This is a genomic window from Pedobacter glucosidilyticus DSM 23534, from assembly GCF_000425145.1.
GTDB classification, from domain to species: Bacteria; Bacteroidota; Bacteroidia; order Sphingobacteriales; family Sphingobacteriaceae; genus Pseudopedobacter; species Pseudopedobacter glucosidilyticus.
The window spans coordinates 57,891-83,429 of sequence record NZ_AULF01000024.1; the positions used below are offsets into that span (position 1 = coordinate 57,891).

A 25,539-nucleotide genomic window follows, 5' to 3' on the forward strand; every position below is an offset into this window, starting at 1 on the left:
AAATTGTATTACCATTACTAAAAAAGCTTATGTTAAGAAGATCAGTTTACGCATTAAGATACTCGGCAATTATAGTAGCTGCCAGTATTTTATTATACTTATTTAATCCAGATTTTGGTAAGTATATTTTAGGTTTTGGTTTAATGAGTTTAGCCATAGCAACAGTTTTATACATCGTATTTATGTTTAAAAGATATGGCGAGAAAAAGCCTATACATTAAATTTAGGCTATAATAAAGGCCCTATATTTTTGTGCTTTAAGTGATAAGCCTTAATTTGGGGCTGTAAATGAAAATAAAGCTCCTTCTTATATGGCTACTGGCTAGCAAAGTAGTATTTGGTCAGCAAGTTGGCATAGGCCAGTGGCAAGTTTATCTGCCCTTTTTTAATGCTTCTAGTACTGATATAAATGAGGAAGAGGCTTTTTGTGCCACTAGCGGAGGGCTGTTTACTGTAGATAGAAATACGAAAGAAGTACAAAAATTTTCTGTTTTAGATGGTTTTGCAAGTAGTGATATCAAACTTGTAAAATGGAATACAAATACCAAGCAACTCTTCATCGTTTACCAAAACGCAAATATAGATGTTTTAGATAAGGGTAAACTTTATAACCTGCCAGAGATTTTTAACCGTAATAATTTAGGTAGAAAAACCATTAATGCTGTATTTTTTAAGCAAGAAATGGCTTTTTTGAGCACCGCCTTTGGTATAGTAGTTTATAACCTCGATAAAAAAGAAGTTACAGATACTTATTTTTTTACCGAAAATGGTGTACCTCTAGAAGTTTTTGAAACCGTTATTTTAGAAGATAAAATATTTGCAGCAAGCTCTGCCGGTATTTACGAAGCCAATCTCAATGATTTATTAATAGATTTTAGCAGGTGGCGTAAACATGCTTCAAATCAGCTCTATCCAGGTGGAGTTTGTAGGTCTGTAATAGATTTTAATGGGAAACTTTACGGCTTATTTAACAACCAGATTTATATTTTTGAGAATAACCAATGGAAATTATCTTCCATTTTTGGTGTTGATGTTAAACGCTTAAAAGTAGCTGATAACAGGTTCATTACCATAGCACTATTTAGGGTTATTGTTTACGATAATGAGTTTAACGAGCTTAGAAACATCCAGAATACCAATGTTTTTAACAACGTAAATGATGTTACCTTAATAGGTCAAGAAGTTTTAATAGCTGATGATAAAATTGGCTTAGTAGGTTTTAAACCTGATGCTAGCTTTATAAATTATACACCATCAGGTCCTCAAACCAAAATTGTTAAAGATTTATCATCTCTAAACAAAAAGTTGGTTATAGCACCCGGCGGTTTTAGCGATACCTACTCACCTTTATTTCAAAATTTAGGTTTTACCGAGTTTAAAAATGGTGAATGGAAGAATTATAACGAGCAATCAAACTCGGTATTAACACCTATTAGAGATCTTACAGTTATACATCAATCAGCAGCAAAAACTTACTTAGGCTCTTTTGTTAATGGCTTATTAATAAAAGATGGAGATAGCTTTAACCTGTTTAACAATACGAATAGCAGTTTACAAACTACCGTTGGTGATGCTGCTACGATAAGAGTTTCCGGTATAGCAGAAGACCAAACAGGTCATATCTGGATAAGCCAGTTTGGTGTTACCAGTCCTTTATCTGTGTTAAAAATGGATGGCACATGGCAGGCTTTCTCTTTTCAGGATGCGCTACCGGGTACTTTTATAGAGGCTAAAGGTTTACTGGTAGATGATGCATCTCAGAAATGGCTCATGATTAGAAACAGAGGTTTGTTAGTTTTTAATGGTTCGCAAGCTAGAGTTATAGGTTTTGGAACCAATTTATTATCCGGAACCGATATTTTAAGTATTAAAAAGGATATAAAAAGTGCCTTATGGATAGGTACAGATAAGGGAATAGCTGTAATTGAGAATCCAGAAGATGCCTTTAGTAATGTAGAGATAGAAATTCCAACAATTACGGAAAATGGCTTTATAAGACCAGTATTAAGTCAGGAGCGGATAAATTGTATAGCTATAGATGGCGCAAACCGCAAATGGATAGGTACAAATAATGGCGTTTGGCTTTTTGATGAGGATTTGCGTAAACAAATTTTAAATTTTAATACCAGCAATAGCCCTTTAATCAGCAACCGTATTGTAGATATTGAGGTAGAAGCCGAAAGTGGAGAAGTGTTTTTTGCTACCGAAGGTGGTTTAATGTCTTATCGTGGCGATGCTACAGCAGCATCTGCAAAGCTTTCTGAAATTACGGTTTATCCAAATCCGGTAAGACCGGGATATACAGGTTTAATCGCTATAAAAGGATTAACAGAGCAAGCTAGGGTTAAAATAACAGACATCAGCGGTAACTTGGTTTACCAAACCGTAGCAAAAGGAGGCTTAGCAACTTGGGACGGACGTACATTTAATGGGGATGCCGCCTCTTCGGGCGTATATCTGATTTTAATAGTTGCAGAAAATGGTACAGATACCGCTATTTCTAAATTGATGATCGTAAGATAACATGATTCATAAGACCAGAGGTATTGTTTTAAAAGTTACAGATTACTCTGAGAGTAGTGTAGTAGCCAGAATTTTTACAGAGAAGTTTGGCTTGCAATCTTACATGATTAATGGGGTAAAAAAAGCTAAGTCTAAGGTGAAGATGAATATGTTGCAGCCATTACACCTGTTGGATATGGTGGTTTACCATAAACCAAATGGTGGTATTCAGAAAATTTCAGACATCAGGAATATGCCTATGCTACAGCATATCCCTTATGATATAGTGAAAAGTTCTATTGCTATTTTTATCAATGAGATTTTATATAAATCCTTAAGACAGCAAACAGATGATGAAGTACTTTTTGAGTTTATTTTTAAGTCTATTGAGTTATTAGATGCTGCAGAAGAACCAATAGCCAATTTTCATCTCGTCTTTTTAGTGAAATTAACTAGGTTTTTAGGGTTTTACCCTGATACCAGTTACGCCGATACAAGCAATTATTTCGATTTAAAAAATGGTATTTTTAGCAAGCAACAGCCTAATCACTTATTGTACATCACCAATGATGATTTACAAAATTTCATTTTATTATTAAGATGTTCTTTAGAAAACTATCAGCAACTTAAAATAGCACATCAAAGTCGTAAGTTTTTGATAGAGAAACTTATTGACTATTATAGTTTACATATAGATGACTTTGGGCAAGTAAAATCTCATACCATTTTAGAAGAAGTTTTAGGATAATTTCAAATTTATTTTGCTTTTCTCGAATAAGAGTTTACTTTTGCAGTCCCAAAAGATTTGGAGGATTAGCTCAGCTGGTTCAGAGCACCTGCCTTACAAGCAGGGGGTCACTGGTTCGAACCCAGTATCCTCCACCAACAAATCCAAGATGGGAGATTAGCTCAGCTGGTTCAGAGCACCTGCCTTACAAGCAGGGGGTCACTGGTTCGAACCCAGTATCTCCCACAGAAAAAGCCCGATGAAAATTGGGCTTTTTTGGTTTTAGTTATCGGTTGTCGGTTTTTAGTTTCCAGTTCTGGGTGATGACTTTCCTGTTTTTTAATTTTTAATTTTCCCTTTTGAATTTGAAATCAGTTTCCAGTTCTGGGTGATGACTTTCCTGTTTTTTAATTTTTAATTTTCCCTTTTGAATTCAAAATTTTGAATCAATCACGGATTACGCAGAGGGCACAAAGCTGGGTGTAGACTTATAAAAGCCCTCTGTGAACATTGTGTTCTCTGTGGTTAAAACCATTCAATTTTCTAGTATCAAGGATGAGTGAAATAAAAGAAGAAAAAATAGGATCAAGCGTAAAAAATAATCTCTATATGATGATTCAAAGCCTTTCGCATTCCGCCTTTTGCCTTAGCTTTCCGCCTTCCTCCGTACCATGTTCGAGACTTGTTCGGGAAATGGCCCTGTTTTTCCGAAGGTGTTACGAAGAAGTCTGGGAGAAGCAGCAAAGGAGAGGTGGATAAAACGCGGGTAAAAGGTGGGGTATAGGTGGGCTATACGTGTGTTGTAAGCTTCCCCAAAAACAGTACGGTTTAAAAGTAGAATAGTTAACTTTTTGGAAAGCATACTTCCGCTTGCGTAACCGTGGTTAATACCCAAAACTTTACCACTGATACTTACCGACAAAATCGCTCGACAGAGCTTGAAAATTTATTTTGTTTTTTAGTAACTTATAAGTTACCTTTGATTAATGAAAGTCAGGGAAGTTATAGCTTATAAAGATTACTTTGAAAGTTTCTTGAAATCTCAACCTCAAAATGTTCAAGACAAAATTTTCAAGATAATCGAAGCTATTGAAACTCTGGAAAGAGTTCCTTCAAACTATCTTAAATTTTTGGTAGGAACTAATGGACTTTATGAAGCAAGAATTCAATTAGGTTCTAATATTTGGCGTGTGTTCTGTTTTTTCGACAATGACAAGCTTGTTATTTTGTTGAACGGCTTTCAGAAGAAAACGCAGAAGACTCCGAAGAATGAAATTGAAAAAGCTCTTAAATTAATGACTGAATATCACGACCAAAAAGGAAGAAGAAATGGAAACTAAAAGCTGGAAAGAAATCAAGAACGACGTTTACGGAATTAAGGGAACCGACCGAAGAGACGAATTAGAAAGAGATTTTGAAAGTTTCAAAATTGGTTTGCTTTTGCGTAAAGCAAGGGAAGACAAACATTTGACTCAATCCGAACTGGCTGAACTAGTAGACAGAAAACGTGAATATATTTCTAGAATTGAAAATAATGGAAGCAATCTGACCCTAAAAACGCTGTTTGACATTGTTGAAAAAGGCCTGGGCGGAAAAGTCCACATATCAATAGAACTCTAGAAAAAAAATACTGGTGCTAACCACAAATTTGTATTATAATGGCAGAACTGCTTTACGTTATTTCATCGCAATTAATTAAGTTTATGCAAGCTGAAATTGGTACTGCTTTAATGCCATTTCTGTACAAACTTGCCAAACGTCAAACTGTCAAAAACCTTCACTAACTTTTCCACAGGCTCTTCATAATTAAAGTACTTTTTCTATGCTGTTTTTGGGTATCTTGTAATATGAAATTCATCACAGGAATAGATAGAAACCAAACCGAGTTTTTTTGCTTAGAGCAAGCCATCTGAAGGGATCATGAAGTGCGTTTGATAGACTTGTTTGTAAACAGGATAAAGATGTCTGATTATGGATTTGCTATGGATTTTACAGATAACGGTCGTCCCGCGTACCATCCAACATATTTACTAAAGCTTTTTATTTATCATGGTTATCTTACATATTTTGTGTTATCTGTACATACCTGATTATTAATCCACGAAGATTTAGTTCTGTGATTAATCATTTGTATACACGGCTTAATTCTGAATCAAAATTGTACTTTTGCACAAAATTTTAATATCATGAGCGTACAAAGAGGACCTATTTCACAGTTTATAGAAAAAAATTACCTTCATTTTAACGCCGCAGCGTTGATGGATGCTGCAAAAGGTTACGAAACCCACCTAGACGAAGGAGGCAAGATGATGATTACGCTGGCCGGTGCCATGAGTACTGCAGAGCTAGGAATTTCATTAGCAGAGATGATACGTCAAGATAAAGTTTCTATCATTTCTTGTACAGGAGCAAACTTGGAAGAAGATATCATGAATCTGGTGGCACACTCTCACTACAAAAGAGTTCCTCATTACCGTGACTTAAGTCCGCAAGACGAGTGGGACTTACTAGAAAACCACTACAATCGTGTTACAGATACTTGTATCCCTGAGGAAGAAGCTTTTAGAAGATTGCAAAAGCATATACATAAAATTTGGAAGGATGCTGATGATGCTGGAGAGCGTTATTTTCCTCACGAATTTATGTATAGAATGTTATTGAGCGGAGATTTAGAGCAGTATTATGAGATAGATCCGAAAAACTCTTGGATGTTGGCTGCGGCCGAGAAGAATTTACCTATCGTTGTGCCAGGATGGGAAGACTCTACCATGGGCAATATCTTCGCTTCTTATGTGATTAAGGGAGAAATGAAAGCAACAACCATGAAAAGCGGTATCGAGTATATGGCTTGGTTGGCAGATTGGTACGTGAAAAACTCAGACGGTAAAGGTATAGGCTTCTTCCAAATTGGTGGTGGTATAGCTGGTGATTTTCCTATTTGCGTAGTGCCTATGCTCTATCAGGATATGGAAATGGAAAATATTCCTTTCTGGAGTTATTTCTGTCAGATATCAGATTCTACAACTTCTTATGGTTCTTATTCTGGTGCTGTCCCAAACGAAAAAATTACTTGGGGTAAATTAGATATTGATACCCCTAAATTCATTGTAGAATCTGATGCAACTATAGTTGCACCATTGATCTTTGCATGGCTTTTAAAACAATAAATTAGATATACAAGAATTTTTAGGATGAAAAAATGTGATGCTAGTCAACCTAAAATAAAAAATGCGTTTTTCATATTATCTAGCGCAATTTTTAATCTTGTTTAGAATGATTTTAAATTATTAAAATCAGTCATCAAATTGTCAGCCAAAAGGTTTTTAATTTTACTTTTGTGATTCGAAAATGAGGTGAAACACGCAGTTTACTCGCATTTTCAATCAGGAAACATTTAAATTTTAGTATAACAAACTCAATATGAGAAACTTCTCATCTGATTTTAGAAGATTGGTAAGATCCCTTATGATAGTTACGGCTATCACTTTAGGTACTTCGGGTATGGTGTCTGGGCAAGGAGCTCCTGCGGATTCTACTCAAGCGGCTGGTGCGGCAGCGCCTGCAGCAGGTGGTAGTGCGGTAAATGGAGACCCTGTAGCTGGTGAAGCCCTTTACAAAGCTAATTGTACTTCTTGTCACGCCATCAATAAGCGTGTGCTTGGTCCGGCTTTGGCAGGTATAAACCAAAAGTACAACGATGAAGCATACTTGATTAAGTGGATTAAGAACGCTCCGGCCATGGTGGCTTCGGGCGATGAAAGAGCTGTTAAGATTTACGAAGAGTACAACAAAGCAGCCATGACACCTTTTCCTCAGTTCTCTGACGATGACGTTAGGAACATCTTAGCTTATATACAAGTTGAGGGAGATAAAAAGCCAGAAGCTACTGCTACAGGTGGTACTGCTGGTGGTGGAGAAGGAAGTGCTGATACTGGTGTAAGCAATTTTATGATCATTGGTCTTATAGCCGTAATCTTAATTGCCTTCTTAGTAATTTTAGTACTTAACCGCGTTATTGCAACTTTAGAACGTCTTTTATTAAACAAAGGCGAAGCTATTTTAGCAGAAGAAGATGAGGTTGAAGAAGAAGCAAAAGACAAGTTTGCTGGTTTAAAGAGAATGGCTAAAAACAAGAAACTGGTTTTCTTTGTGGTTTTAGGCTTAGTAGTTTTATTAGCTTCTTTTGGTACGGTAGAAATGTGGAACACAGGTGTTCATACAGGTTACCAACCCGTACAGCCAATTAAATTCTCTCACCAGTTGCATGCTGGTACCAATCAAATTGATTGCCAGTACTGTCACTCTGGTGCTTGGAAGTCTAAAAATGCTACCATCCCATCTCTTAACGTTTGTATGAATTGCCACAAATATGTACAAGCTACTGAAAAGTATGATGGAGAAATTTCACCAGAAATTAAGAAAATCTATACTGCTTTAGATTACAATCCAGAGACACAGGCTTATGGAGATAATCCTCGTCCTATCGAGTGGGTTAGAATTCATAACCTTCCAGATTTAGCTTACTTCAACCACTCTCAACACGTAAAAGTGGCTGGTATTGATTGCCAAAAATGTCATGGTCCTATAGAGACAATGGAAGAAGTTTATCAGTATTCTCCTTTAACCATGAAATGGTGTATTAACTGCCATAGAGAAACTGAGGTTAAACATGAAGGCAACGCTTACTATGATAAAGTAATTGCTGCTCATGACCAGATTAAAAAAGGTGAGAAAGTTACTGCAGCAGTGTTAGGTGGATTAGAGTGCGGTAAATGTCACTATTAATATTAAATAATTAGCATAAACAATACAGTCTTATATAGCTTAAATGGAAAGCACAAAGAAATATTGGAAAGGTTTAGAGGAGCTGCAAAAAACTCCAGAATTCGTAGAAAACAATAAAAACGAGTTTTCTGAACCGCTTCCTATAGAAGAAGTATTAGAAGGTACCGGATTAGCAGCAGCTACTCCGCGTAGGGATTTCTTAAAAGCAATGGGCTTTGGTTTAGGTGCTGTTACTTTAGCAGCATGTAGCGAAGCTCCGGTTCGTAAAGCAGTTCCTTACCTGATTAAACCAGAAGATGTAACTCCTGGTATACCTAATTATTACGCATCAAGTTATAAAGGTGCTGGTATATTGGTTAAAACTCGTGAAGGTCGTCCTATTAAAATAGAGCCTAATCCTTCTTGCCCTATCAATGGCGGAGGTTTAGATGCACAAGCGCAAGCTTCTGTTTTAGATCTTTATGATGTTTCTAAACTAAAAGGTCCTTTACTATCTGGTTCAGAAGCTTCTTGGGCTGATGTAGATAGTTTCGTAAAAGGAGAGTTAAATAAAGTTCAAGCTTCAGGAAAAGCAATCGCTATTATAAGCTCAACGGTTAATAGTCCTTCTGCTAAAGCGGTTATTGCAGATTTTATCACACAATATCCTGCTACAAAACACGTAACTGTTGATCCAGTTTCTTACACAGGTATCATTAAAGCAAACGAAGCTAGTTTCGGAAAAGCTGTTTTGCCTCAATATCATTTTGAAAAAGCTCAGGTAATTGTAAGTTTCGGAGCTGACTTCTTAGGCACTTGGATTTCTCCAACACAATTCTCTAAGCAATATGCTAGCAACCGTGATATCAAATCACTAGAAGCTAAAAGAATGTCTAGACACATTCAGTTTGAGTCTGGTATGAGTACTACAGGTACTAATGCTGATTCACGTATTGCTATTAAAGTTTCAGAAGAAGGTGCTGCTGTTTTAAGTTTATATGCTGCTTTAACTGGTGCTGCTGTACAAGGTGCAACTTTAAGTAATGCTGGTGCTGCTAGTGCCATCAAACTTGCAGCTAAAGAATTATTAAATGCTAAAGGAGCTGCTTTAGTAGTTTCTGGTTCTAATGATATTGCTACACAAACTGTTGTAAATGCTATCAACGCTTTCTTAGGTGCTTACGGTACTACAATAGATTTAGATAATCCATCATACCAATACACAGGTATAGATACAGATTTTAATACTTTAGTTGCAGATATGAATGCAGGTAAAGTAGGTGCTGTTTTCTTCTTAGAAAGCAATCCTGTATTTACTTATCCAAAGTCAGCAGATTTAGTTAATGCTTTAGGCAAAGTTGCTTTAAAAGTTTCTTTTGCTGATAGACAAGATGAAACGGCTGCTGTATGTAATGTAGTAGCTACTAACCATAATTATTTAGAATCTTGGGGAGATGCAAACCCTGTTGAAGGATACTATACTTTAGTTCAGCCAACAATCAACCCTATATATAACACTCGTCAAGCGGAAGAGAGCTTATTAGTTTGGTCTAATAATCCAGTTCAAGAGTATTATACTTATGTTAAAAACAACTGGGTTAAAACAGCTTTAGTTGCTTCAGGTAAGACTTGGGATGATGTTTTACAAACAGGTTCTGTACAATTAGCTGCTAAGCCAGCTGGTGCATATACCTTCGCAGGAAATGTTAATACAGCAGCAGCTTCAATTGCACAAGCATCAAAAGCAATTGCTAAAGATGTAGAGTTACAAGTTTATGAATCAGTTGCAATTGGTAGTGGTGCACAAGCTAATAACCCATTATTACAAGAGTTGCCAGACCCAGTTTCTAAAGTAACTTGGGATAATTATGCTGCTCTTAATCCTAAATATGCAGAGTCTTTAGGTATCAATCAATTTGATATTGTTACGCTTAAAGGTGGAGATTATTCGATTGACTTACCTGTTTTATACCAACCAGGACAAGCTCAAGGTACAGTTTCTGTAGCTTTAGGTTATGGTAGAGTAAAAGCGGGTAAAGTAGGAGATGCGGTAGGTAAAAATGCTTATCCTTTCCTAAGCTATATCAATGGTACTTTACAAGGTGTAAATTCTGTAAGCATCACTAAAACTGGTGGTTTCGAAGAATTAGCTCAAACACAAACTCACCACTCTTTTGAGGGTAGAAATGTAATTAGAGAAGCAACCTTTGCGGAGTATAAGCATGACGCTACTCATGGTAGTGGTAATCATGGTGCAAAACATAAAACTTACGATTTATGGAACAAGTACGATCAGCCAGGTCACAATTGGGTAATGGCTATCGATTTAAATGCTTGTACAGGTTGTGGTGCTTGTATAGTAGCTTGTAACGTAGAAAATAACGTTCCAGTTGTAGGTAAAGATGAAGTTCGTCGTCGTCGTGAGATGCACTGGTTAAGAATTGACCGCTACTACACTTTCAACGAGGAAGGTAAAAAAGTTACTGAGGAGAAAGAGATTGAAGCTATAGAAGGTACAATGGAAAATGTTTCTGTTGTTCATCAGCCAATGCTTTGTCAACATTGTGAGCATGCGCCTTGTGAAACTGTTTGTCCTGTATTAGCAACTGTTCACTCATCAGAAGGTTTAAATCACATGGCTTATAACCGTTGTGTAGGAACGCGTTACTGTGCAAACAACTGCCCATATAAAGTACGTCGTTTCAACTGGTTTAACTACTGGAATGATTCTCGTTTTGATAACTATCTAAACAATGAGTTTACACAGTTAGTGTTAAACCCTGATGTAACTACACGTTTCCGTGGTGTTATGGAGAAATGTTCTATGTGTATTCAACGTATCCAAGCTGGTAAACTAGAGGCTAAAATTGCTAAGAGAGAAATTAAAGATGGAGACATCAAAGTTGCTTGTCAGCAAACATGCCCTACCAACGCAATTATATTTGGAGACGCGAACGACCCTAACTCAGAAGTATCTAAAGCATTAAAAAACGAAAGAACTTATTATGTTTTAGAAGAACTTAACGTTCAGCCTGGAGTAGGTTACATGACAAAAATTACTAACACTGGATTACAGGAAGCTTAATATTTAAAATAATAGCATTAAGATATGGCATCTCATAACGAATCAATATTAAGAGAACCGTTAATTACAGGAAAGGACATTACGTATGCAAGAATTACGAATGAGGTTCTTTTACCTGTAGAAAATAAACCAAATAAAGCCTGGTGGATAGGCTTTATAGTATCAGCTTTAGGCGCTTTACTTTGGGTAGGTGCTGTAAGTTATACTTTCTATTACGGGATTGGAACTTGGGGACTAAACAAGACTGTTGGATGGGCTTGGGATATCACCGGTTTCGTATGGTGGGTAGGTATTGGTCACGCTGGAACGTTAATTTCAGCAGTACTTTTATTATTCCGTCAAAACTGGCGTAATTCAATCAACCGTTCTGCGGAAGCGATGACAATTTTCGCTGTAATATGTGCTGCTACTTATGTAGTATCTCACATGGGGCGTCCTTGGTTAGCATACTGGCCTTTACCTTTGCCAAACCAGTTCGGCTCATTATGGGTGAATTTCAACTCGCCACTAGTATGGGACGTTTTTGCAATCTCTACTTATTTCTCAGTATCTCTTTTATTCTGGTATACAGGTCTTTTACCTGATATTGCAACCATTAGAGATAGAGCAACAGGATTGAAAAGAAGAATTTATTCTATACTTTCTTTCGGTTGGACAGGTTCAGTGAAAACTTGGCAACGTTTTGAAGCAGTGTCTTTAATTCTTGCAGGTGTTTCTACCCCGTTAGTATTATCGGTACACACCATTGTATCTATGGACTTTGCTACCTCAGTAATTCCAGGATGGCATACAACTATTTTCCCGCCTTATTTCGTTGCTGGAGCTATTTTCTCAGGTTTTGCGATGGTACAAACCTTATTGTTAATTGCTCGTAAAGTTTTAGGTTTAGAGAATTACATCACCATGTTTCATATAGAATCAATGAATAAAATCATTGTATTAACAGGTTCTATTGTGGGTGTAGCTTACTTAACAGAGCTATTTATTGCTTGGTATTCTGGTGTTGAGTATGAGCAATATGCTTTCTTAAACAGAATTTCTGGTCCTTACTGGTGGGCTTACTGGTGTATGATGACTTGTAACGTAATCACTCCTCAGCTATTCTGGTTTAAAAAGATTAGAACTAGTATTCCTATTTCTTGGGTACTATCGATTATTGTAAACATCGGTATGTGGTTTGAGCGTTTCGTAATTATCGTTACCTCACTTCACAGAGATTATATCCCATCAAGTTGGGCTATGTTTTATCCAACGTGGGTAGATATATCCATCTTTGTTGGCTCAATCGGTTTGTTCTTTACTTTATTCTTATTATTCATCAGAGTATTACCATCAGTAGCTATGGCTGAGGTAAAATTATTGGTGAAAACTTCTTCTGAACAAAGCAAGAAGAAACTATTAGATGCTGGAGTTATTAAGCCAGAAGAAGCAGAGTATTACAAAGAGTCTTTAACCAAGTTTGATAGTGTAGATCAGGCAGATTACGCAAAAATTTAACAATGAGCAATATCAAGTATATTTTAGGACATTTTGAAGATCCGGATGACATGATGCATGGGATCGACAAGCTAAAAGAAAATAATATTAGCATTTATGATGCTTATACACCAATGCCTATACACGGTATAGAAGACAAGCTAGGTGTTAAAAGAAGTAGGTTACCCATTGTAGCATTTATATGTGGTATTACTGGAACTTTTACAGCTTTCTCTATGATTTATTATATGATGGTACATGACTGGCCTATGAATGTTGGTGGTAAACCAGCCTTTGCTTTTCCAGATTTTGTTCCTATCATGTTTGAGTTAACCGTATTATTTTGTGCTTACGGTATGGGTATAGCTTTCTTTTTCAGAACACATTTGTTCCCAGGAAGAGCGCCTAGAGTGATGGATTTAAGAGCAACAGATGATCGTTTCATCATTGCAGTTGATGCTAATGAAAATGCAGATCATGATAGAATAAATGCGCTATTAAAAGATGCTGGTGCTGTAGAAATTAAGCACAATGAAAGGAGATATGTAAGTTATGAATAAGACCAGTATATTAGGTTTGGCATTCTTAGCCATTACCGCTATAACCGTGATGAGCTCTTGCAAAGATAAGAGTAAACCAGGTTTAGAGTATGCTCCGAATATGTATGACGCAATAGCTTACAATCCGGATCAGAAGAACCCAAATTTTGCAGATGGTAAAACAGCACAAGTTCCACCAAGTGGTACCAATCCTGTAGGTTATGCTCGTTTTAACTATCCAGAAACAAGAGAAGGTTACGATGCAGCAAGTGCTGGTGTGGTAAATCCACTTCCTGTAACTCAAAAGAATCTAGAAGAGGGAAAACAACTTTATGTTGCTATGTGCGGCCCTTGTCATGGTCCTCAAGGTAAAGGAAACGGTTCTATTGTAGAATTAGGTAAATATCCTGCGCCTCCATCATATTCAACAGGTGTATCATCAAGAGGTGGTGCCATGAAGGATTTAACAGATGGTAAAATTTACCATACCATTCAATATGGTATAAACCTAATGGGATCTTACGCTTCGCAACTTTCTCCTGAAGAAAGATGGCAAGTCGTAATGTATGTTCGTGAATTACAAAAAATACAATAATTGATTAAGATATAAAATGGGAGCTCATCATCATACATACAATTTTTCAGAGCAGTATGAATTCTCTGGAAAAGCCAAAACTTACAGTTTAATAGCTATCGTTATTGGTATTGCTGCTATAGCTTTTGGTTTCTTAACTGGACACGCAGAGCGCACTTTTGCTAATCTGTTGTTAATGAGTTATTACTTTACCTGTATCTGCGCTGCTGGATTATTTTTCATAGCCGTACAATTCGTAGCTCAGGCAGGTTGGTCTGCAGGTTTAATAAGAATACCTCAAGCATTTGCTAAGGTTTTACCTATTGCCAGCATCATTTTAGTAGTCGTTGTAGCAGCTGGTTTATTTAGCCACAATCTTTACCACCACTGGAACCATGAGGGTATAACAGATCCAACTTCCCCTAATTACGATGCGTTAATTGCTGGTAAAGCAGGTTACCTAAATGTTCCTTTCTTCTTAACAAGATTGGTGTTCTTTTTAGCTTTGTATTGCATTTTTGCGGTTCTTTTGCCAAAATTATCTAATAATGAGGATTTAGAAGGAGGCTTAAATAGCTACAAGAAAAGTATTAAATATTCTGCCATATTTCTAGTAATCTTTGGATTTACTACTCCAATTTGGGCATTTGATGTAATCATGTCTTTAGAGGCTCATTGGTTCTCTACCATGTTTGGTTGGTATAACTTCGCTGCAATGTGGGTAACTGGTTTAGCTACCATAGCCATTACAGTGATTTTACTAAAAAAATCAGGTTACTTAGGTTGGATTAATGAAAATCACTTACATGATTTAGGAAAGTTTGTTTTTGCTTTCTCTATCTTCTGGACTTATGTATGGTTTGCACAGTTTTTATTGATTTACTATGCAAACATTCCTGAGGAAACTGTGTATTTCTATAAAAGATTTGAGCCTGAATATTTACCATGGTTTTGGGTTAATATCGTTGTGAACTTTGTTGCTCCGTTATTAATTTTAATGACTAGAGATGCTAAGCGTAAGACAAATATGTTATTGTTTGTTTGTATCGTTATCATTTGCGGACACTGGTTAGATTATTATATGATGATTATGCCTGGTACTGTGGAGTCGCATAGAGGTTTCGGAATTATTGAAGTAGGAACGTTTTTAGGATTTGTTGGATTATTTACTTTCTTCATGTTAAATGCACTAAGTAAAGCTGCTTTAGCGCCTAAGAATCACCCTTTCTTACAGGAAAGTGTACATCATCACATTTAATATTTATAGATACTTAGAGATATGAACTTGAAAAAGTATTTTAATTTAAAAAGCTTGTTTACTGCATTTGCCCTGGTAGGTTTATCGCTGGGACAGGTTATGGCTCAAGCTACAGAAGAAGCTGCGAAGAATGAAGGTTTGGGTAAGACTGTTTCTTACTACATCTTATTATTCTTATTAGCGTGTGTGTTTATTGGTATTATTGGTAAAGTTTTACAGGTTTATGAATTAACCCGTAAAATTCAAGGTAAGAAGAGTGGTATTGCCTGGGATAAATTTAACGGTGCAATGTTTGCAGCGGCATTAATTCTAGGTTTGTATGGTGCTTATTGGTCTTATGCAGAACATGGTAGTTTAATATTGCCAGAGTCTGCCTCAGAGCATGGCGTTGCTATTGACAGTATGTTTAATGTTACGCTTATCATTACCACTTTTGTGTTTGTGGTAACACACATCATACTATTCTTATTTGCATATAAGTATAAACATAGCAAAAAGCGTACGGCCTATTATTATCCTCACAACAATACGTTAGAGAAATACTGGACTATTATTCCTGCTATAGCTTTAACGGTATTGGTTTTAATGGGTTTCTTTATTTGGAGAGGCATCACCAATATTCCAAAAGACCAAATGGCTAGTGCAATACAAATTGATGTTACTGCACACCAGTTTGCTTGGGACGTTAGATATGCCGGAAAAGATAATGTAAATGGTAGAAAGAATTATAAACTTATTGGAAGTTTAAATGGGCTAAACAATTTGGGTTTAGATTTGTCTGATAGTAGAAACAACGACGATTTAAAAGTGAACGAGATAGTGCTTCCAGTTAATAAATCAGTAAGGTTTACCATTGGTTCTCAAGATGTATTACACAGTTTCTACATGCCTCATTTTAGAGTTCAGATGAATGCTGTTCCTGGAATGCCAACTTTCTTCCAGTTTACACCAAAAATAACTACTGCAGAAATGCAAGAGAAAACTAATAATCCTGAATTCAATTATCAGTTGTACTGCGCTAAAATTTGTGGAGGTTCTCATTACAACATGAAGTTTTTGGTAAAAGTTGTTTCTGAAAAAGAATATCAAGAGTGGTTGAAAGAGCAAAAACCAATTGTTACTGAGGAAATGAAAAAAGAGTATCAGTTAGCATTAAGTAAACAAAACTCTGTTAATAATCAAATTGCGTTAAATAACTAATTATAATAAAAGGAGATATGGCAACAGCTGCTATTCATAACCCAACTGCAACACATCACGATGAGCACCATGATCATGCTCATCATCATGAGACTTTCTTGACTAAATATGTATTTAGCCAAGATCATAAGATGATTGCAAAGCAATTCCTTATCACAGGTATCGTGATGGGTGTTATTGCTATGATTTTATCTATTCTATTTAGAATTCAATTAGCTTACCCTGACCAAAGCTTCCCTTTATTTGAAGTTTTATTGGGTAAATTTGCTCCTGAAGGTAGATTAGACCCTAATTTTTACTTATCTCTAGTTACGATACACGGTACCATCATGGTATTCTTTGTATTAACTGCTGGTTTAAGTGGAACTTTTTCAAACTTATTAATTCCTTTACAGTTAGGAGCGAGAGATATGGCTTCTCCTTTCATGAATATGCTTTCATACTGGTTCTTTTTTACTGCTAGTGTGATTATGCTTTCAACCTTCTTTATAGAATCAGGACCTGCTGGTGCTGGATGGACCATCTATCCTCCTTTATCTGCTGTTGCTAAATCTATGCCTGGTTCTGGGCTAGGAATGACTTTGTGGTTAGTATCTATGACATTATTTGTTGCTTCTTCTTTAATTGGAGGTATCAATTATATTTCTACGGTATTAAACATGCGTACTAAAGGTATGGACCTTTGGAAAATGCCTTTAACCATTTGGTCATTCTTTTTAACTGCTATTGTAGGTTTATTATCATTCCCAGTATTAGTTGCTGCGGTAGTATTATTAATCTTTGATAGAAGTTTTGGAACATCATTCTATTTATCAGACATCTATGTTGCTGGACAAGCTTTACCTAATGAAGGTGGTAGCCCAATCCTTTGGCAACACTTATTCTGGTTCTTAGGTCACCCAGAAGTTTACATCGTATTGATGCCTGCTTTAGGTATTACCTCTGAAGTAATCGCAACAAACGCTCGTAAGCCTATTTTTGGTTACCATGCAATGGTTTACTCTTTAATTGGTATTACCGTATTATCATTTATCGTTTGGGGTCACCACATGTTTGTAACAGGTATGAATCCATTCCTTGGGGGTGTATTCATGATTACAACCTTAATTATTGCGGTTCCATCAGCGGTAAAAACTTTCAACTATCTTGCAACTTTATGGAAAGGTAATATCAGATTTACGCCAGCAATGTTATTTGCTATTGGCTTAGTTTCTTTCTTTATTTCAGGAGGTTTAACAGGTATATTCTTAGGTAATGCTGCTTTAGATATTAATTTACACGATACGTATTTTGTGGTTGCTCACTTCCACTTGGTAATGGGTTCTGCAGCTATATTTGGTATGTTATCTGGTATTTATCACTGGTTCCCTAAAATGTTTGGAAGATTAATGAATGCTAAATTGGGTTACCTACACTTCTGGCTAACTTTTATTTCTGCATACTTGGTATTCTTCCCAATGCACTTTATGGGTCTAGACGGTGTTCCTCGTAGGTACTACTCTTTTACAGAATTTGAGTCTATGAACGAATGGTTATCTGTTAACGTATTTGTAACATGGGCAGCAATTTTAGGGGCTGTAGCTCAAGTAGCTTTCTTATGGAATTTCTTCTATTCTATTTTCTTCGGAGAGAAATCTACTCAAAACCCTTGGGAGTCTACAACTTTAGAATGGACTACTCCGGTAGAGCGTATACATGGTAACTGGCCTGGTGAAATTCCAACAATTTACCGTTGGCCTTATGATTATAGCAAACCTGGTCATAGTACAGACTTTATTCCACAAACAACTCCTCTTTCTGAGACCATGAGTTCTAATATGCCTCATGATTTTGAAGGTAATGAAGAAGCTGAGAGAATACAAGAAGAGTGGAATGCTAAAAATGTAAACAACACAGAAGAAGTTAAATAATTTCTTATAGACTAGATAGCATGGGGTATCTTGTAAGTATAAGCTTACCGATACCCCATGTTTATATAAAGAATCATGATGCTTAAGGGTGAAAGTAGATTTATTAGGGTTAATTTAATTACAATAATAGCTCTCTTTTTATTGATTTTGGCGGGTGGAGTAGTAAGAAGTACTGGTTCTGGTATGGGTTGTCCTGATTGGCCTAAGTGTTTTGACCAATATATACCCCCAACGGATGTATCCCAACTTCCGGCTGATTATAAAGAAAAGTATGTTGCACAGCGTTTGCAAAAAAACGAGCGTTTTGCTAAGATGCTTGATAAAGCAGGCTATTCTGATTTAGCTTATAAAATACGTCATGATGAAGCCATCAAACTTCCCGAAGAGTTTAATGCAGCTAAAACTTATACAGAATATATCAATAGGTTAATTGGAGCTCTTACAGGTATATTTCTATTACTTTGTTTAGTGTATTCCAGGGTTTATTTAAAATCAGCCACGAGAATATTTGTATTGAGCTTATTGAATGTTGTGTTAGTTGTTTTTCAAGCTTGGTTAGGCTCAATTGTAGTTTCTACCAATTTGGTGGCGTGGATTATTACTTTACACATGCTTTTAGCCGTACTGATTATTGCTATTTGTATTTATACCTATCATGCGGCAAAAGCATTAAGAGAAGCTCATAAAGAAACGAAATCTTCAACTTTTGTGTATGCACTTACACTTATAGCTTTGGTTTTATCCGTGATACAAATAACACTAGGAACCGAGGTAAGAGAAGAAATAGATGAAGTTTTAGATAAATTCCCTGATTTACAGAGAGCAGAATGGTTATGGGAAGTTGGTAGAGTTTATACTTATCATAAAGATTTAGCTTTGGCAGTAGTTTTAGTGAACAGTGTGATTTTTTATCTTTTATATAAAAGCTTTAGAAGTACTAAGTACTTTACTTACGGTACTTACATGATTATTTTAATAGGAATACAAATATTGAGTGGTTTAATTTTAGATAAATTTGCAATGCCTCCATTTGCACAGTCGTTACATATTTTATTTGCCACCCTTATGTTTGGAGCACAATTTTATCTTTTACTCTTGCTAAAGCCAGCGTTTAGCCAAAACAAACAAGATAATTGATATGAAGGATTTTAAAAACCTGGTTAAATTAAGGCTTACACTTTTAGTAGTATTTTCTGCTTCTATCTCCTTTTTAATAGCAGAGGAAAGCAGAGAAGCTATCCATTGGATAAATTGGATTAAATTGGTTATTGGAGGTTTTTTAGTTACTTCAGCAGCTAATGGATTTAACGAGATTATAGAGAAGGACTTAGATAAGCTAATGACCAGAACTGCTGATAGGCCGCTCCCTTCAGGGAGGATGACCAACGGACAAGCTTTGGTTTTAAGTCTCATGATGGGGATATTTGGAACTTATCTTTTAGGAAGTTTAAATTTAACTACGGGTTTACTATCCGTTTTCTCTATCCTTTTTTACGCATTTATATACACTCCTTTAAAAAGAAAAAGCCCTATTGCAGTATTTGTAGGTGCCATACCTGGTGCTTTACCTCCATTAATTGGATACGTAGCTGCACATGGTAAAATAGATCATATTGCACTCATCCTGTTTGCTATACAATTTGTTTGGCAATTTCCTCATTTCTGGGCCATCGCTTGGGTTTTAGACGATGATTATAAAAAAGCGGGTTTTAGATTATTGCCTACAACAAAAAGAGATAAAATAAGTGCTGGGATAACGCTACTCTCTACCATTATTTTAATTCCGGTAAGTTTATTGCCAACTATTTATGGTTTTGGCGGTTATACTATAGCAGGAGTTTCCTTGATAGCCGGCATTATTTTTATGTACTATGCTTTTAAACTGTATCTGGATTTAGAAGTAAAATCAGCACAAAAATTAATGTTTGCTAGTTTTATTTATTTACCAATTGTTCAATTAGTTTTATTATTTAATCTTACATAGATGCAAAATTTAAATAAAGAAGTAGACAGGTATAACCTGCAGCCTAAGAAATTTATCATGTGGCTGTTTATGATATCATCTATCATATTTTTTGCAGGTTTAACAAGTGGTTTTATTGTATACTCTGGCGATGGAGTGGGTAAAACACTTAATGTGGCCTTACCACAAGCTTTCATTTACAGTACCCTTGTTATTGTATTAAGTAGTGCAACCATGCATTGGGCCTATTTGCAAACCAAAAGGTTAAAGTTTGGTAACCAGCGTTTGGGTTTATGGCTTACCTTATTGTTAGGTATAGTTTTTATTGTGATGCAAGTTTATGGATGGTCTGTTTGGACAAATCTAGGCGTGTTTTTTATCAATTCTAATGCCACCATAAGCTTTGTTTACGCATTTACTTTTTTACATATTATTCATATCTTGGCGGGGCTAATTATTATAATTACAGCGCTAATAAGCAGTTATAAGAAGCTACCAAATGTCATTAATTTATTTAGGATGGAAATCGCATCTATTTTTTGGCATTTTGTAGATATTCTATGGATTTATTTATACGTTTTCTTACTTTTGAACCAGTAGAATTTTTACGAAGAATTTACAAGCAATAATTTTTGATGAATACAGTAGCAAAATTAGACGAAGTTAAAACTACTCCCTGGAGCGGAGGAAGATCTCCATTTTCTGTAGAGTACGGAAAATTGATGATGTGGTTTTTCCTTTTATCAGATGCATTTACATTTTCTGCATTTTTGATTTATTACGGAGCACAGCGTTTCAGTAAATTAACCTGGCCAGATCCAGATATCGTGTTCCAATCAATTCCTGGGATAGCAGACCATGGCTATCCATTGGTTTTTGTTGGTATCATGACTTTCATTTTAATTATGAGTTCTGTAACGATGGTATTAGCCGTAGAAGCAGGTCATAGAAAAGCAAAGAAAGAAGTTATCTGGTGGATGGTAGCTACCATTATTGGTGGTTTTATGTTCTTAGGCTGCCAAGCATTAGAGTGGACACATTTACACCACGAAGGTTTTTGGTGGGGAACTATTCCTGATGCAGAAACAGTAAAAGCTCTTGGCGCTGATGGCGTAAGTGCACAACAGTTTTCTAACTTGTTCTTTACCATCACAGGTTTCCATGGTTTCCACGTATTTTCTGGTGTAGTCATTAATATCATTATCTTATTTATGACGATGGCCGGTGTTTTTGAAAGAAGAGGTCATTATCTAATGATTGAAAAAGTAGGTTTATATTGGCACTTCGTTGATTTGGTTTGGGTATTCGTGTTTACCTTCTTCTATTTAGTTTAATTTTTAATATCTGTATCCCATGTCTCAAGAAAATACACATTTAGAACATGCAGAAGAGCATGCAAGCATGAGTAAAGGTAAAATCTGGAAAGTATTCTTTATTTTACTATTCATTACCGTGATAGAGTTTGTTATAGCTTTAGCTATTCCAGAAACGTTAATGTCTCATGGTGTTAAAAACTTTTTATACATTGCTTTAACACTACTTAAAGCTTATTATATAGTTGCATTCTTTATGCACCTAAAGTTTGAAAAATATGCTTTAATAGTAGCTATTCTGGTTTCTTTTGTCTTTATCATCTATTTTATTATTTTGATGTTAACAGAAGGTAATTACATACAGGATAGCATGCCTATATGAGCAATAAATTTCCACTAGCGAAAATATTAATCCTGGTAACCATATTAGCGGTACCAGGATTTTTATATTATTTACTCCAGTCTAAAGGAGAAAACAGGTATAAACCTCTCCCTATTTTCGGTCCTAAAGAGGTAGCCAAAACTTTTACCAAAAAACGCGGTAAGCTAATTCCAGATACTATTTTTCATGTGGTAAAATCTTTTGAAGCTACAAACCAAAAAGGCGATAAAGTAGTTATAGATAGTATAAAAAAGCAACTCCTAGTAGTTAACTTCTTTTACAGTCGGTCTCAAGATATTGTTCCCCAAATGTATACCAATATAAAATGGTTAAATCAGGAATATAAAGACAACAAAATCGTTAGATTTTTGTCTATATCAGTAGATCCGATATTTGATAATCAACATGTTTTGGCGCAGTATGCTAAACAGTACGGTGCTGTTTCTGGTAAATGGGATTTTTTAAATGCAGATACTAATGTTGTTTATCCTTTAGCAAGAAACCAATTCTTTTTAAATGCATTGGAAAACAAGCGAACAGGAGAATTTATACATAGCGAAAAATTGGTCTTGCTAGATGCCGAACATAGAATAAGAGGTTATTACGATGCAACATCAGCACCAGAAGTAAAAAAGATGGGCGATGAAATGAAAATCTTAATAACAGAGGAGTTGAGAAAAATAAAAGCAGAATTTTAATAAGCAGATGAACGATAAACTTATTTTCAGGGTTGTAACAGGAGTATCAATTTTTGTTTTTCTAGTGGTGGTTATTTTAAATCGTAAGATTATACCGGTAACCATAGAAACTCCAGACTTTGTTTATTTCTTACCTACTTTAAATGCCATTATTAATGGTACTTGTAGTGTTTTGTTATTGGTGTCTCTTTATTTTATCAAGCAAAAGAATATCACCATGCATAAAAGGGTAAATATTTTTACCTTTTTTCTATCCTCCCTATTTTTAGTTTCTTATATCATCTTTCATTATTTTGCTCCTGAGACTAAATTTGGAGATCTTAATAGTGATGGAAATTTAGATGTTGCAGAAATTGCAGCAGCAGGCAATGTAAGGTATGTTTACTACGTTATTTTAATTACACATATTATTTTAGCAGCAGGTGTTTTGCCGCTTATATTATTAAGCTTTTACAGAGGCTTACAAATGCAGGTAGAGAAGCATAGAAAACTTGTAAGATATAGCTTCCCTGTTTGGTTGTATGTTACTGTAACAGGTGTTATTGTTTATTTAATGATTTCTCCATATTACAATTTTTAATTAAAGCCATGAAGAGAGTAGGGATAATTGTTGTATTATTTATTTTAATCAGTATTTCATCAGAAACCTTTGCACAATGTGCCATGTGCCAAGCCACAGTAGAATCTAATTTAGATAATGGGGGTACAGCAGGAAAAGGTTTAAACAGTGGTATTATGTATTTGTTAGCTGCGCCTTATTTAGCGATGTTAGGTATCGGCTATTTATGGTACAAAAAATATAGAAAGAAAGACGTTACCATTGATATAAAATCTGAAAGAATTAATCTGAACTAGCATGGCTAAAACACCAGAAATTAAAGCCTTTGTTTTGGCTAAATGTCCACGTTGTAGAAGAGGCGATATGTTTCAGAACTCTATGTACGGTTTTTCTTCTCAGAAAATGCATGAGCATTGCCCACATTGTGGTATGCGTTATGAAATAGAACCTGGTTACTTTTATGCTGCCATGTACGTGGGGTATGCTATCAACGTAGCTTTAGCTGTTGGTATTGGTTTTCTTACTTATCTTATCACTCAAGAGGATAAAAGCCCTTGGATTTATATCATCACCATTTTAACCGCAAGTTTTTTACTGGCACCATTAAATTTCAGATACTCCAGAGTGATACTTTTATACTGGTTATCGCCAAAAATAAAATATGTAGCACATTATGACGAAGATAAGTAAGGATACATTTACTTTTCTAGAGGAATTAATAGCCAACAACAACAGAGAGTGGTTTAATACCCATAAACACAGGTATGAACAAGCCAAGCAAAATGCACTTGATTTTACTGAGGAGTTGCTGGTAGGTATTAAAAAAATTGACCCAAGTATACCAGAAGATTTACAGGCTAAAAAATGTGTGCTAAGAATATACAGAGATGTAAGATTTAGCAAAAATAAAGCTCCTTATAAAAGCAATATCGGTATAAGTATATCTTCTGATGGCAGAGGCGGTACCTTACCAGGATATTATATCCATATAGAACCTGGGAAAAGCTTTGTAGCTGGTGGGTATTGGATGCCAGAGGCTCATCATTTGAAAGCTATCAGACAAGAAATTGACTATAACACTTCTGATTTTCTAGATATTATAGAAGCTAAAGCTTTCAAAAATTACTTCGGTGGTTTAAGTACAGAAGATCAATTAAAAAATGCCCCAAAGGATTATCCTAAAGACCATCCCTATATTCATATTTTAAAACTTAAAAGCTTTATTTGCTCTAGATCTTTTACTGATGAAGAAATGGCTAGCGAAAATATGATAAATACGTTATTAGAAGGAATGAAGCTTATTTATCCTCTAAATAAATTTATTAAAGAAGCTATACTACAGTAAGCCTGAAAGAGTTTTGTATATTTATATAAAATGAAAGAAATGAAATCTAAAATCTTATTGTTTACCATCATAGCAGCTTTATTTACAAGTTCTTGTATGGTGATGTCTACGAAGAAGTATAAACAATTATTAGCCGATAAAGATTCTATTGCAGCAGGTTGGGATGCTGCAAAAGTTAAAATACAATCTTTAGATGAAGAAATTGCAAAGCTTAAAGCGGATACTGCAAATTTAAATCAGCGTATTGCAAGTTTAAGCAGCTCTTTAGATGATGTAAATAATAACTATGCAAAGCTTAGAACCAATAGCTCTACAGAGATAAGAAAGCTGGCGGATGATTTACAAAAACGTGAAGCTAGATTAAAGGAGGTTGAAGAAGTATTACGTAAAAGAGATGAAGCTACTAACGCTTTAAAAAATAAACTACAAAAAGCACTTTTAGGTTTTGCTGAAAACGGCTTAACAGTGGAAATTAAAAACGGTAAAGTTTATGTTTCTTTAACGGATAAGCTACTATTTAGCAGTGGTAGCATTGTTATAGATGAAAGAGGTAAACAAGCTTTAAAAGAATTAGCTAAAGTTCTAAATACACAACCCGAGATTAATATAGCCGTTGAAGGGCATACAGATAACCAAAGGGTAGTTAACCTAGGGCAAATAAAAGATAACTGGGATTTAAGTGTGTTGAGAGCAACCTCTGTTACCAGATTTTTGATTGATGAGCAAAAAGTGGATGCTAATCGCTTAACGGCTACAGGTAAAGGAGAATTCCAACCGGTAGAGAATTTAAATACACCAGAAGCGAGAAGTAAGAATAGAAGAATAGAAATTATACTTTCACCAAAGTTGGATGAATTGTATAATTTGATACAATAAAAGGTATTCGATATTATTTAAAGAGGCTGTCTCAAAAAGGCAGTCTCTTTTTGTTTGATAATAATGAGTTAATTTAGTAGATAAATTTCATATTTTTTTGGTATAAATACTTGATTTACTTATATTTAAGTGTAAATCAATAAGATGTAATGCCAAATAAAGTACCTGTTTTCAAGCCCTATAATCAGCATCAAATCATGATGCTTCCTCCATCCTTAGAGGAGCTTATACCTGAAAGTCATACAGTTAGAGTAGTCAATGAGGTTATCAATCGCATCAATGTAGAACCTTTATTATCAGCTTATCAGACTAAAGGCACATCATCCTATCATCCTTTGATGTTGCTTAAAGTATTGGTTTATGGTTAT

26 protein-coding genes and 2 tRNA genes are annotated in these 25,539 nt (G+C 35.4%); all 28 read left to right on the top strand.

Annotated features, from left to right (window positions below):
- The first annotated feature begins 29 nt into the window (after positions 1-29).
- Positions 30-221 carry a hypothetical protein gene (locus H510_RS0109630; RefSeq protein ID WP_155977916.1) on the top strand — a complete coding sequence of 64 codons (192 nt, stop codon included), beginning with the start codon at positions 30-32 and terminating at the stop codon, positions 219-221.
- Between the two features lie 67 nt (positions 222-288).
- Complete coding sequence (porZ, locus tag H510_RS0109635; RefSeq protein ID WP_026904136.1) at positions 289-2,523, top strand: type IX secretion system anionic LPS delivery protein PorZ; 2,235 nt, start codon at positions 289-291, stop codon at positions 2,521-2,523.
- A gap of 1 nt (position 2,524) precedes the next feature.
- Positions 2,525-3,250 (top strand): DNA repair protein RecO, encoded by a 726-nt coding sequence (gene recO / locus H510_RS0109640; RefSeq protein WP_026904137.1) that lies wholly within the window; start codon positions 2,525-2,527, stop codon positions 3,248-3,250.
- 59 nt (positions 3,251-3,309) lie between these two features.
- Positions 3,310-3,387 (top strand) — tRNA-Val (locus H510_RS0109645).
- Between the two features lie 13 nt (positions 3,388-3,400).
- Positions 3,401-3,475, top strand: a tRNA-Val gene (locus tag H510_RS0109650).
- 740 nt (positions 3,476-4,215) lie between these two features.
- Positions 4,216-4,569: a type II toxin-antitoxin system RelE/ParE family toxin gene (locus H510_RS0109655; protein ID WP_026904138.1), complete on the top strand. Its 354-nt coding sequence runs from the start codon at positions 4,216-4,218 to the stop codon at positions 4,567-4,569.
- On the top strand, positions 4,559-4,849 hold the full coding sequence (locus H510_RS0109660; protein WP_026904139.1) for a helix-turn-helix domain-containing protein: 291 nt from the start codon (positions 4,559-4,561) through the stop codon (positions 4,847-4,849). The genes H510_RS0109655 and H510_RS0109660 overlap by 11 nt, the downstream gene beginning before the upstream one ends.
- 566 nt (positions 4,850-5,415) lie before the next feature.
- The gene (locus H510_RS0109670) at positions 5,416-6,396 is read left to right on the top strand and encodes a deoxyhypusine synthase family protein (protein WP_026904140.1); all 981 of its coding nucleotides are present in this window, start codon (positions 5,416-5,418) and stop codon (positions 6,394-6,396) included.
- Between the two features lie 253 nt (positions 6,397-6,649).
- Positions 6,650-8,014: a c-type cytochrome gene (locus tag H510_RS0109675; protein WP_026904141.1), complete on the top strand. Its 1,365-nt coding sequence runs from the start codon at positions 6,650-6,652 to the stop codon at positions 8,012-8,014.
- A 43-nt stretch (positions 8,015-8,057) separates the two neighbouring features.
- A complete protein-coding gene (locus H510_RS0109680) occupies positions 8,058-11,078 on the top strand; it encodes a TAT-variant-translocated molybdopterin oxidoreductase (RefSeq protein ID WP_026904142.1) in 3,021 nt (1,006 codons plus the stop codon).
- A gap of 24 nt (positions 11,079-11,102) precedes the next feature.
- A complete protein-coding gene (gene nrfD, locus H510_RS0109685) occupies positions 11,103-12,575 on the top strand; it encodes an NrfD/PsrC family molybdoenzyme membrane anchor subunit (protein ID WP_026904143.1) in 1,473 nt (490 codons plus the stop codon).
- A 2-nt stretch (positions 12,576-12,577) separates the two neighbouring features.
- Positions 12,578-13,114: a DUF3341 domain-containing protein gene (locus H510_RS0109690; protein WP_026904144.1), complete on the top strand. Its 537-nt coding sequence runs from the start codon at positions 12,578-12,580 to the stop codon at positions 13,112-13,114.
- Positions 13,107-13,688: a c-type cytochrome gene (locus tag H510_RS0109695; RefSeq protein WP_026904145.1), complete on the top strand. Its 582-nt coding sequence runs from the start codon at positions 13,107-13,109 to the stop codon at positions 13,686-13,688. Before H510_RS0109690 ends, H510_RS0109695 begins: the two co-directional genes overlap by 8 nt.
- Positions 13,689-13,704: 16 nt before the next feature.
- Positions 13,705-14,925, top strand: a complete 1,221-nt coding sequence (locus H510_RS0109700; RefSeq protein WP_026904146.1) for a hypothetical protein — start codon at positions 13,705-13,707, stop codon at positions 14,923-14,925.
- A gap of 21 nt (positions 14,926-14,946) precedes the next feature.
- Entirely contained in the window at positions 14,947-16,125 is a 1,179-nt protein-coding gene (locus tag H510_RS0109705; protein WP_026904147.1) for a cytochrome c oxidase subunit II, read from the top strand.
- 17 nt (positions 16,126-16,142) lie between these two features.
- Positions 16,143-18,035, top strand: a complete 1,893-nt coding sequence (locus H510_RS0109710) for a cytochrome c oxidase subunit I (RefSeq protein WP_026904148.1) — start codon at positions 16,143-16,145, stop codon at positions 18,033-18,035.
- A 75-nt stretch (positions 18,036-18,110) separates the two neighbouring features.
- Positions 18,111-19,172, top strand: a complete 1,062-nt coding sequence (locus H510_RS0109715; protein WP_026904149.1) for a COX15/CtaA family protein — start codon at positions 18,111-18,113, stop codon at positions 19,170-19,172.
- Position 19,173: 1 nt separating this feature from the next.
- Positions 19,174-20,019, top strand: a complete 846-nt coding sequence (gene cyoE / locus H510_RS0109720; protein ID WP_026904150.1) for a heme o synthase — start codon at positions 19,174-19,176, stop codon at positions 20,017-20,019.
- Entirely contained in the window at positions 20,020-20,598 is a 579-nt protein-coding gene (locus H510_RS0109725) for a cytochrome c oxidase subunit 3 (protein WP_026904151.1), read from the top strand.
- 35 nt (positions 20,599-20,633) lie between these two features.
- A complete protein-coding gene (locus H510_RS0109730) occupies positions 20,634-21,332 on the top strand; it encodes a cytochrome c oxidase subunit 3 (RefSeq protein WP_026904152.1) in 699 nt (232 codons plus the stop codon).
- 19 nt (positions 21,333-21,351) lie between these two features.
- The gene (locus H510_RS0109735) at positions 21,352-21,693 is read left to right on the top strand and encodes a cytochrome C oxidase subunit IV family protein (RefSeq protein ID WP_026904153.1); all 342 of its coding nucleotides are present in this window, start codon (positions 21,352-21,354) and stop codon (positions 21,691-21,693) included.
- Entirely contained in the window at positions 21,690-22,391 is a 702-nt protein-coding gene (locus tag H510_RS0109740) for an SCO family protein (protein ID WP_026904154.1), read from the top strand. The genes H510_RS0109735 and H510_RS0109740 overlap by 4 nt, the downstream gene beginning before the upstream one ends.
- 7 nt (positions 22,392-22,398) lie before the next feature.
- Positions 22,399-22,971 (top strand): DUF420 domain-containing protein, encoded by a 573-nt coding sequence (locus tag H510_RS0109745; protein ID WP_026904155.1) that lies wholly within the window; start codon positions 22,399-22,401, stop codon positions 22,969-22,971.
- Positions 22,972-22,979: 8 nt separating this feature from the next.
- Complete coding sequence (locus tag H510_RS0109750; protein ID WP_026904156.1) at positions 22,980-23,246, top strand: hypothetical protein; 267 nt, start codon at positions 22,980-22,982, stop codon at positions 23,244-23,246.
- Position 23,247: 1 nt separating this feature from the next.
- Positions 23,248-23,640, top strand: a complete 393-nt coding sequence (locus H510_RS0109755) for a DUF983 domain-containing protein (protein WP_026904157.1) — start codon at positions 23,248-23,250, stop codon at positions 23,638-23,640.
- Positions 23,624-24,295 carry a DUF2461 domain-containing protein gene (locus tag H510_RS0109760; RefSeq protein WP_036692486.1) on the top strand — a complete coding sequence of 224 codons (672 nt, stop codon included), beginning with the start codon at positions 23,624-23,626 and terminating at the stop codon, positions 24,293-24,295. Before H510_RS0109755 ends, H510_RS0109760 begins: the two co-directional genes overlap by 17 nt.
- Positions 24,296-24,334: 39 nt before the next feature.
- Entirely contained in the window at positions 24,335-25,171 is an 837-nt protein-coding gene (locus H510_RS0109765) for an OmpA family protein (protein ID WP_036692500.1), read from the top strand.
- Positions 25,172-25,320: 149 nt separating this feature from the next.
- A partial coding sequence (locus H510_RS0109770) for a transposase (protein WP_026903600.1) occupies positions 25,321-25,539 on the top strand: 219 nt, incomplete at its 3' end.

Excerpts from the sequence above, each read along its gene's own strand:
- H510_RS0109725 (WP_026904151.1), top strand. The coding sequence starts at position 20,020 with ATGCAAAATTTAAATAAAGAAGTAGACAGGTATAACCTGCAGCCTAAG.
- H510_RS0109765 (WP_036692500.1), top strand. The coding sequence starts at position 24,335 with ATGAAATCTAAAATCTTATTGTTTACCATCATAGCAGCTTTATTTACA.
- H510_RS0109755 (WP_026904157.1), top strand. The coding sequence starts at position 23,248 with ATGGCTAAAACACCAGAAATTAAAGCCTTTGTTTTGGCTAAATGTCCA.
- H510_RS0109630 (WP_155977916.1), top strand. The coding sequence starts at position 30 with ATGTTAAGAAGATCAGTTTACGCATTAAGATACTCGGCAATTATAGTA.
- H510_RS0109760 (WP_036692486.1), top strand. The coding sequence starts at position 23,624 with ATGACGAAGATAAGTAAGGATACATTTACTTTTCTAGAGGAATTAATA.
- H510_RS0109680 (WP_026904142.1), top strand. The coding sequence starts at position 8,058 with ATGGAAAGCACAAAGAAATATTGGAAAGGTTTAGAGGAGCTGCAAAAA.
- H510_RS0109715 (WP_026904149.1), top strand. The coding sequence starts at position 18,111 with ATGATGCTTAAGGGTGAAAGTAGATTTATTAGGGTTAATTTAATTACA.
- cyoE (WP_026904150.1), top strand. The coding sequence starts at position 19,174 with ATGAAGGATTTTAAAAACCTGGTTAAATTAAGGCTTACACTTTTAGTA.
- H510_RS0109740 (WP_026904154.1), top strand. The coding sequence starts at position 21,690 with ATGAGCAATAAATTTCCACTAGCGAAAATATTAATCCTGGTAACCATA.
- H510_RS0109655 (WP_026904138.1), top strand. The coding sequence starts at position 4,216 with ATGAAAGTCAGGGAAGTTATAGCTTATAAAGATTACTTTGAAAGTTTC.
- H510_RS0109730 (WP_026904152.1), top strand. The coding sequence starts at position 20,634 with ATGAATACAGTAGCAAAATTAGACGAAGTTAAAACTACTCCCTGGAGC.
- H510_RS0109710 (WP_026904148.1), top strand. The coding sequence starts at position 16,143 with ATGGCAACAGCTGCTATTCATAACCCAACTGCAACACATCACGATGAG.
- H510_RS0109695 (WP_026904145.1), top strand. The coding sequence starts at position 13,107 with ATGAATAAGACCAGTATATTAGGTTTGGCATTCTTAGCCATTACCGCT.
- H510_RS0109690 (WP_026904144.1), top strand. The coding sequence starts at position 12,578 with ATGAGCAATATCAAGTATATTTTAGGACATTTTGAAGATCCGGATGAC.
- H510_RS0109660 (WP_026904139.1), top strand. The coding sequence starts at position 4,559 with ATGGAAACTAAAAGCTGGAAAGAAATCAAGAACGACGTTTACGGAATT.
- H510_RS0109700 (WP_026904146.1), top strand. The coding sequence starts at position 13,705 with ATGGGAGCTCATCATCATACATACAATTTTTCAGAGCAGTATGAATTC.
- H510_RS0109675 (WP_026904141.1), top strand. The coding sequence starts at position 6,650 with ATGAGAAACTTCTCATCTGATTTTAGAAGATTGGTAAGATCCCTTATG.
- H510_RS0109735 (WP_026904153.1), top strand. The coding sequence starts at position 21,352 with ATGTCTCAAGAAAATACACATTTAGAACATGCAGAAGAGCATGCAAGC.
- recO (WP_026904137.1), top strand. The coding sequence starts at position 2,525 with ATGATTCATAAGACCAGAGGTATTGTTTTAAAAGTTACAGATTACTCT.
- nrfD (WP_026904143.1), top strand. The coding sequence starts at position 11,103 with ATGGCATCTCATAACGAATCAATATTAAGAGAACCGTTAATTACAGGA.
- H510_RS0109745 (WP_026904155.1), top strand. The coding sequence starts at position 22,399 with ATGAACGATAAACTTATTTTCAGGGTTGTAACAGGAGTATCAATTTTT.
- H510_RS0109705 (WP_026904147.1), top strand. The coding sequence starts at position 14,947 with ATGAACTTGAAAAAGTATTTTAATTTAAAAAGCTTGTTTACTGCATTT.
- H510_RS0109670 (WP_026904140.1), top strand. The coding sequence starts at position 5,416 with ATGAGCGTACAAAGAGGACCTATTTCACAGTTTATAGAAAAAAATTAC.
- porZ (WP_026904136.1), top strand. The coding sequence starts at position 289 with ATGAAAATAAAGCTCCTTCTTATATGGCTACTGGCTAGCAAAGTAGTA.
- H510_RS0109750 (WP_026904156.1), top strand. The coding sequence starts at position 22,980 with ATGAAGAGAGTAGGGATAATTGTTGTATTATTTATTTTAATCAGTATT.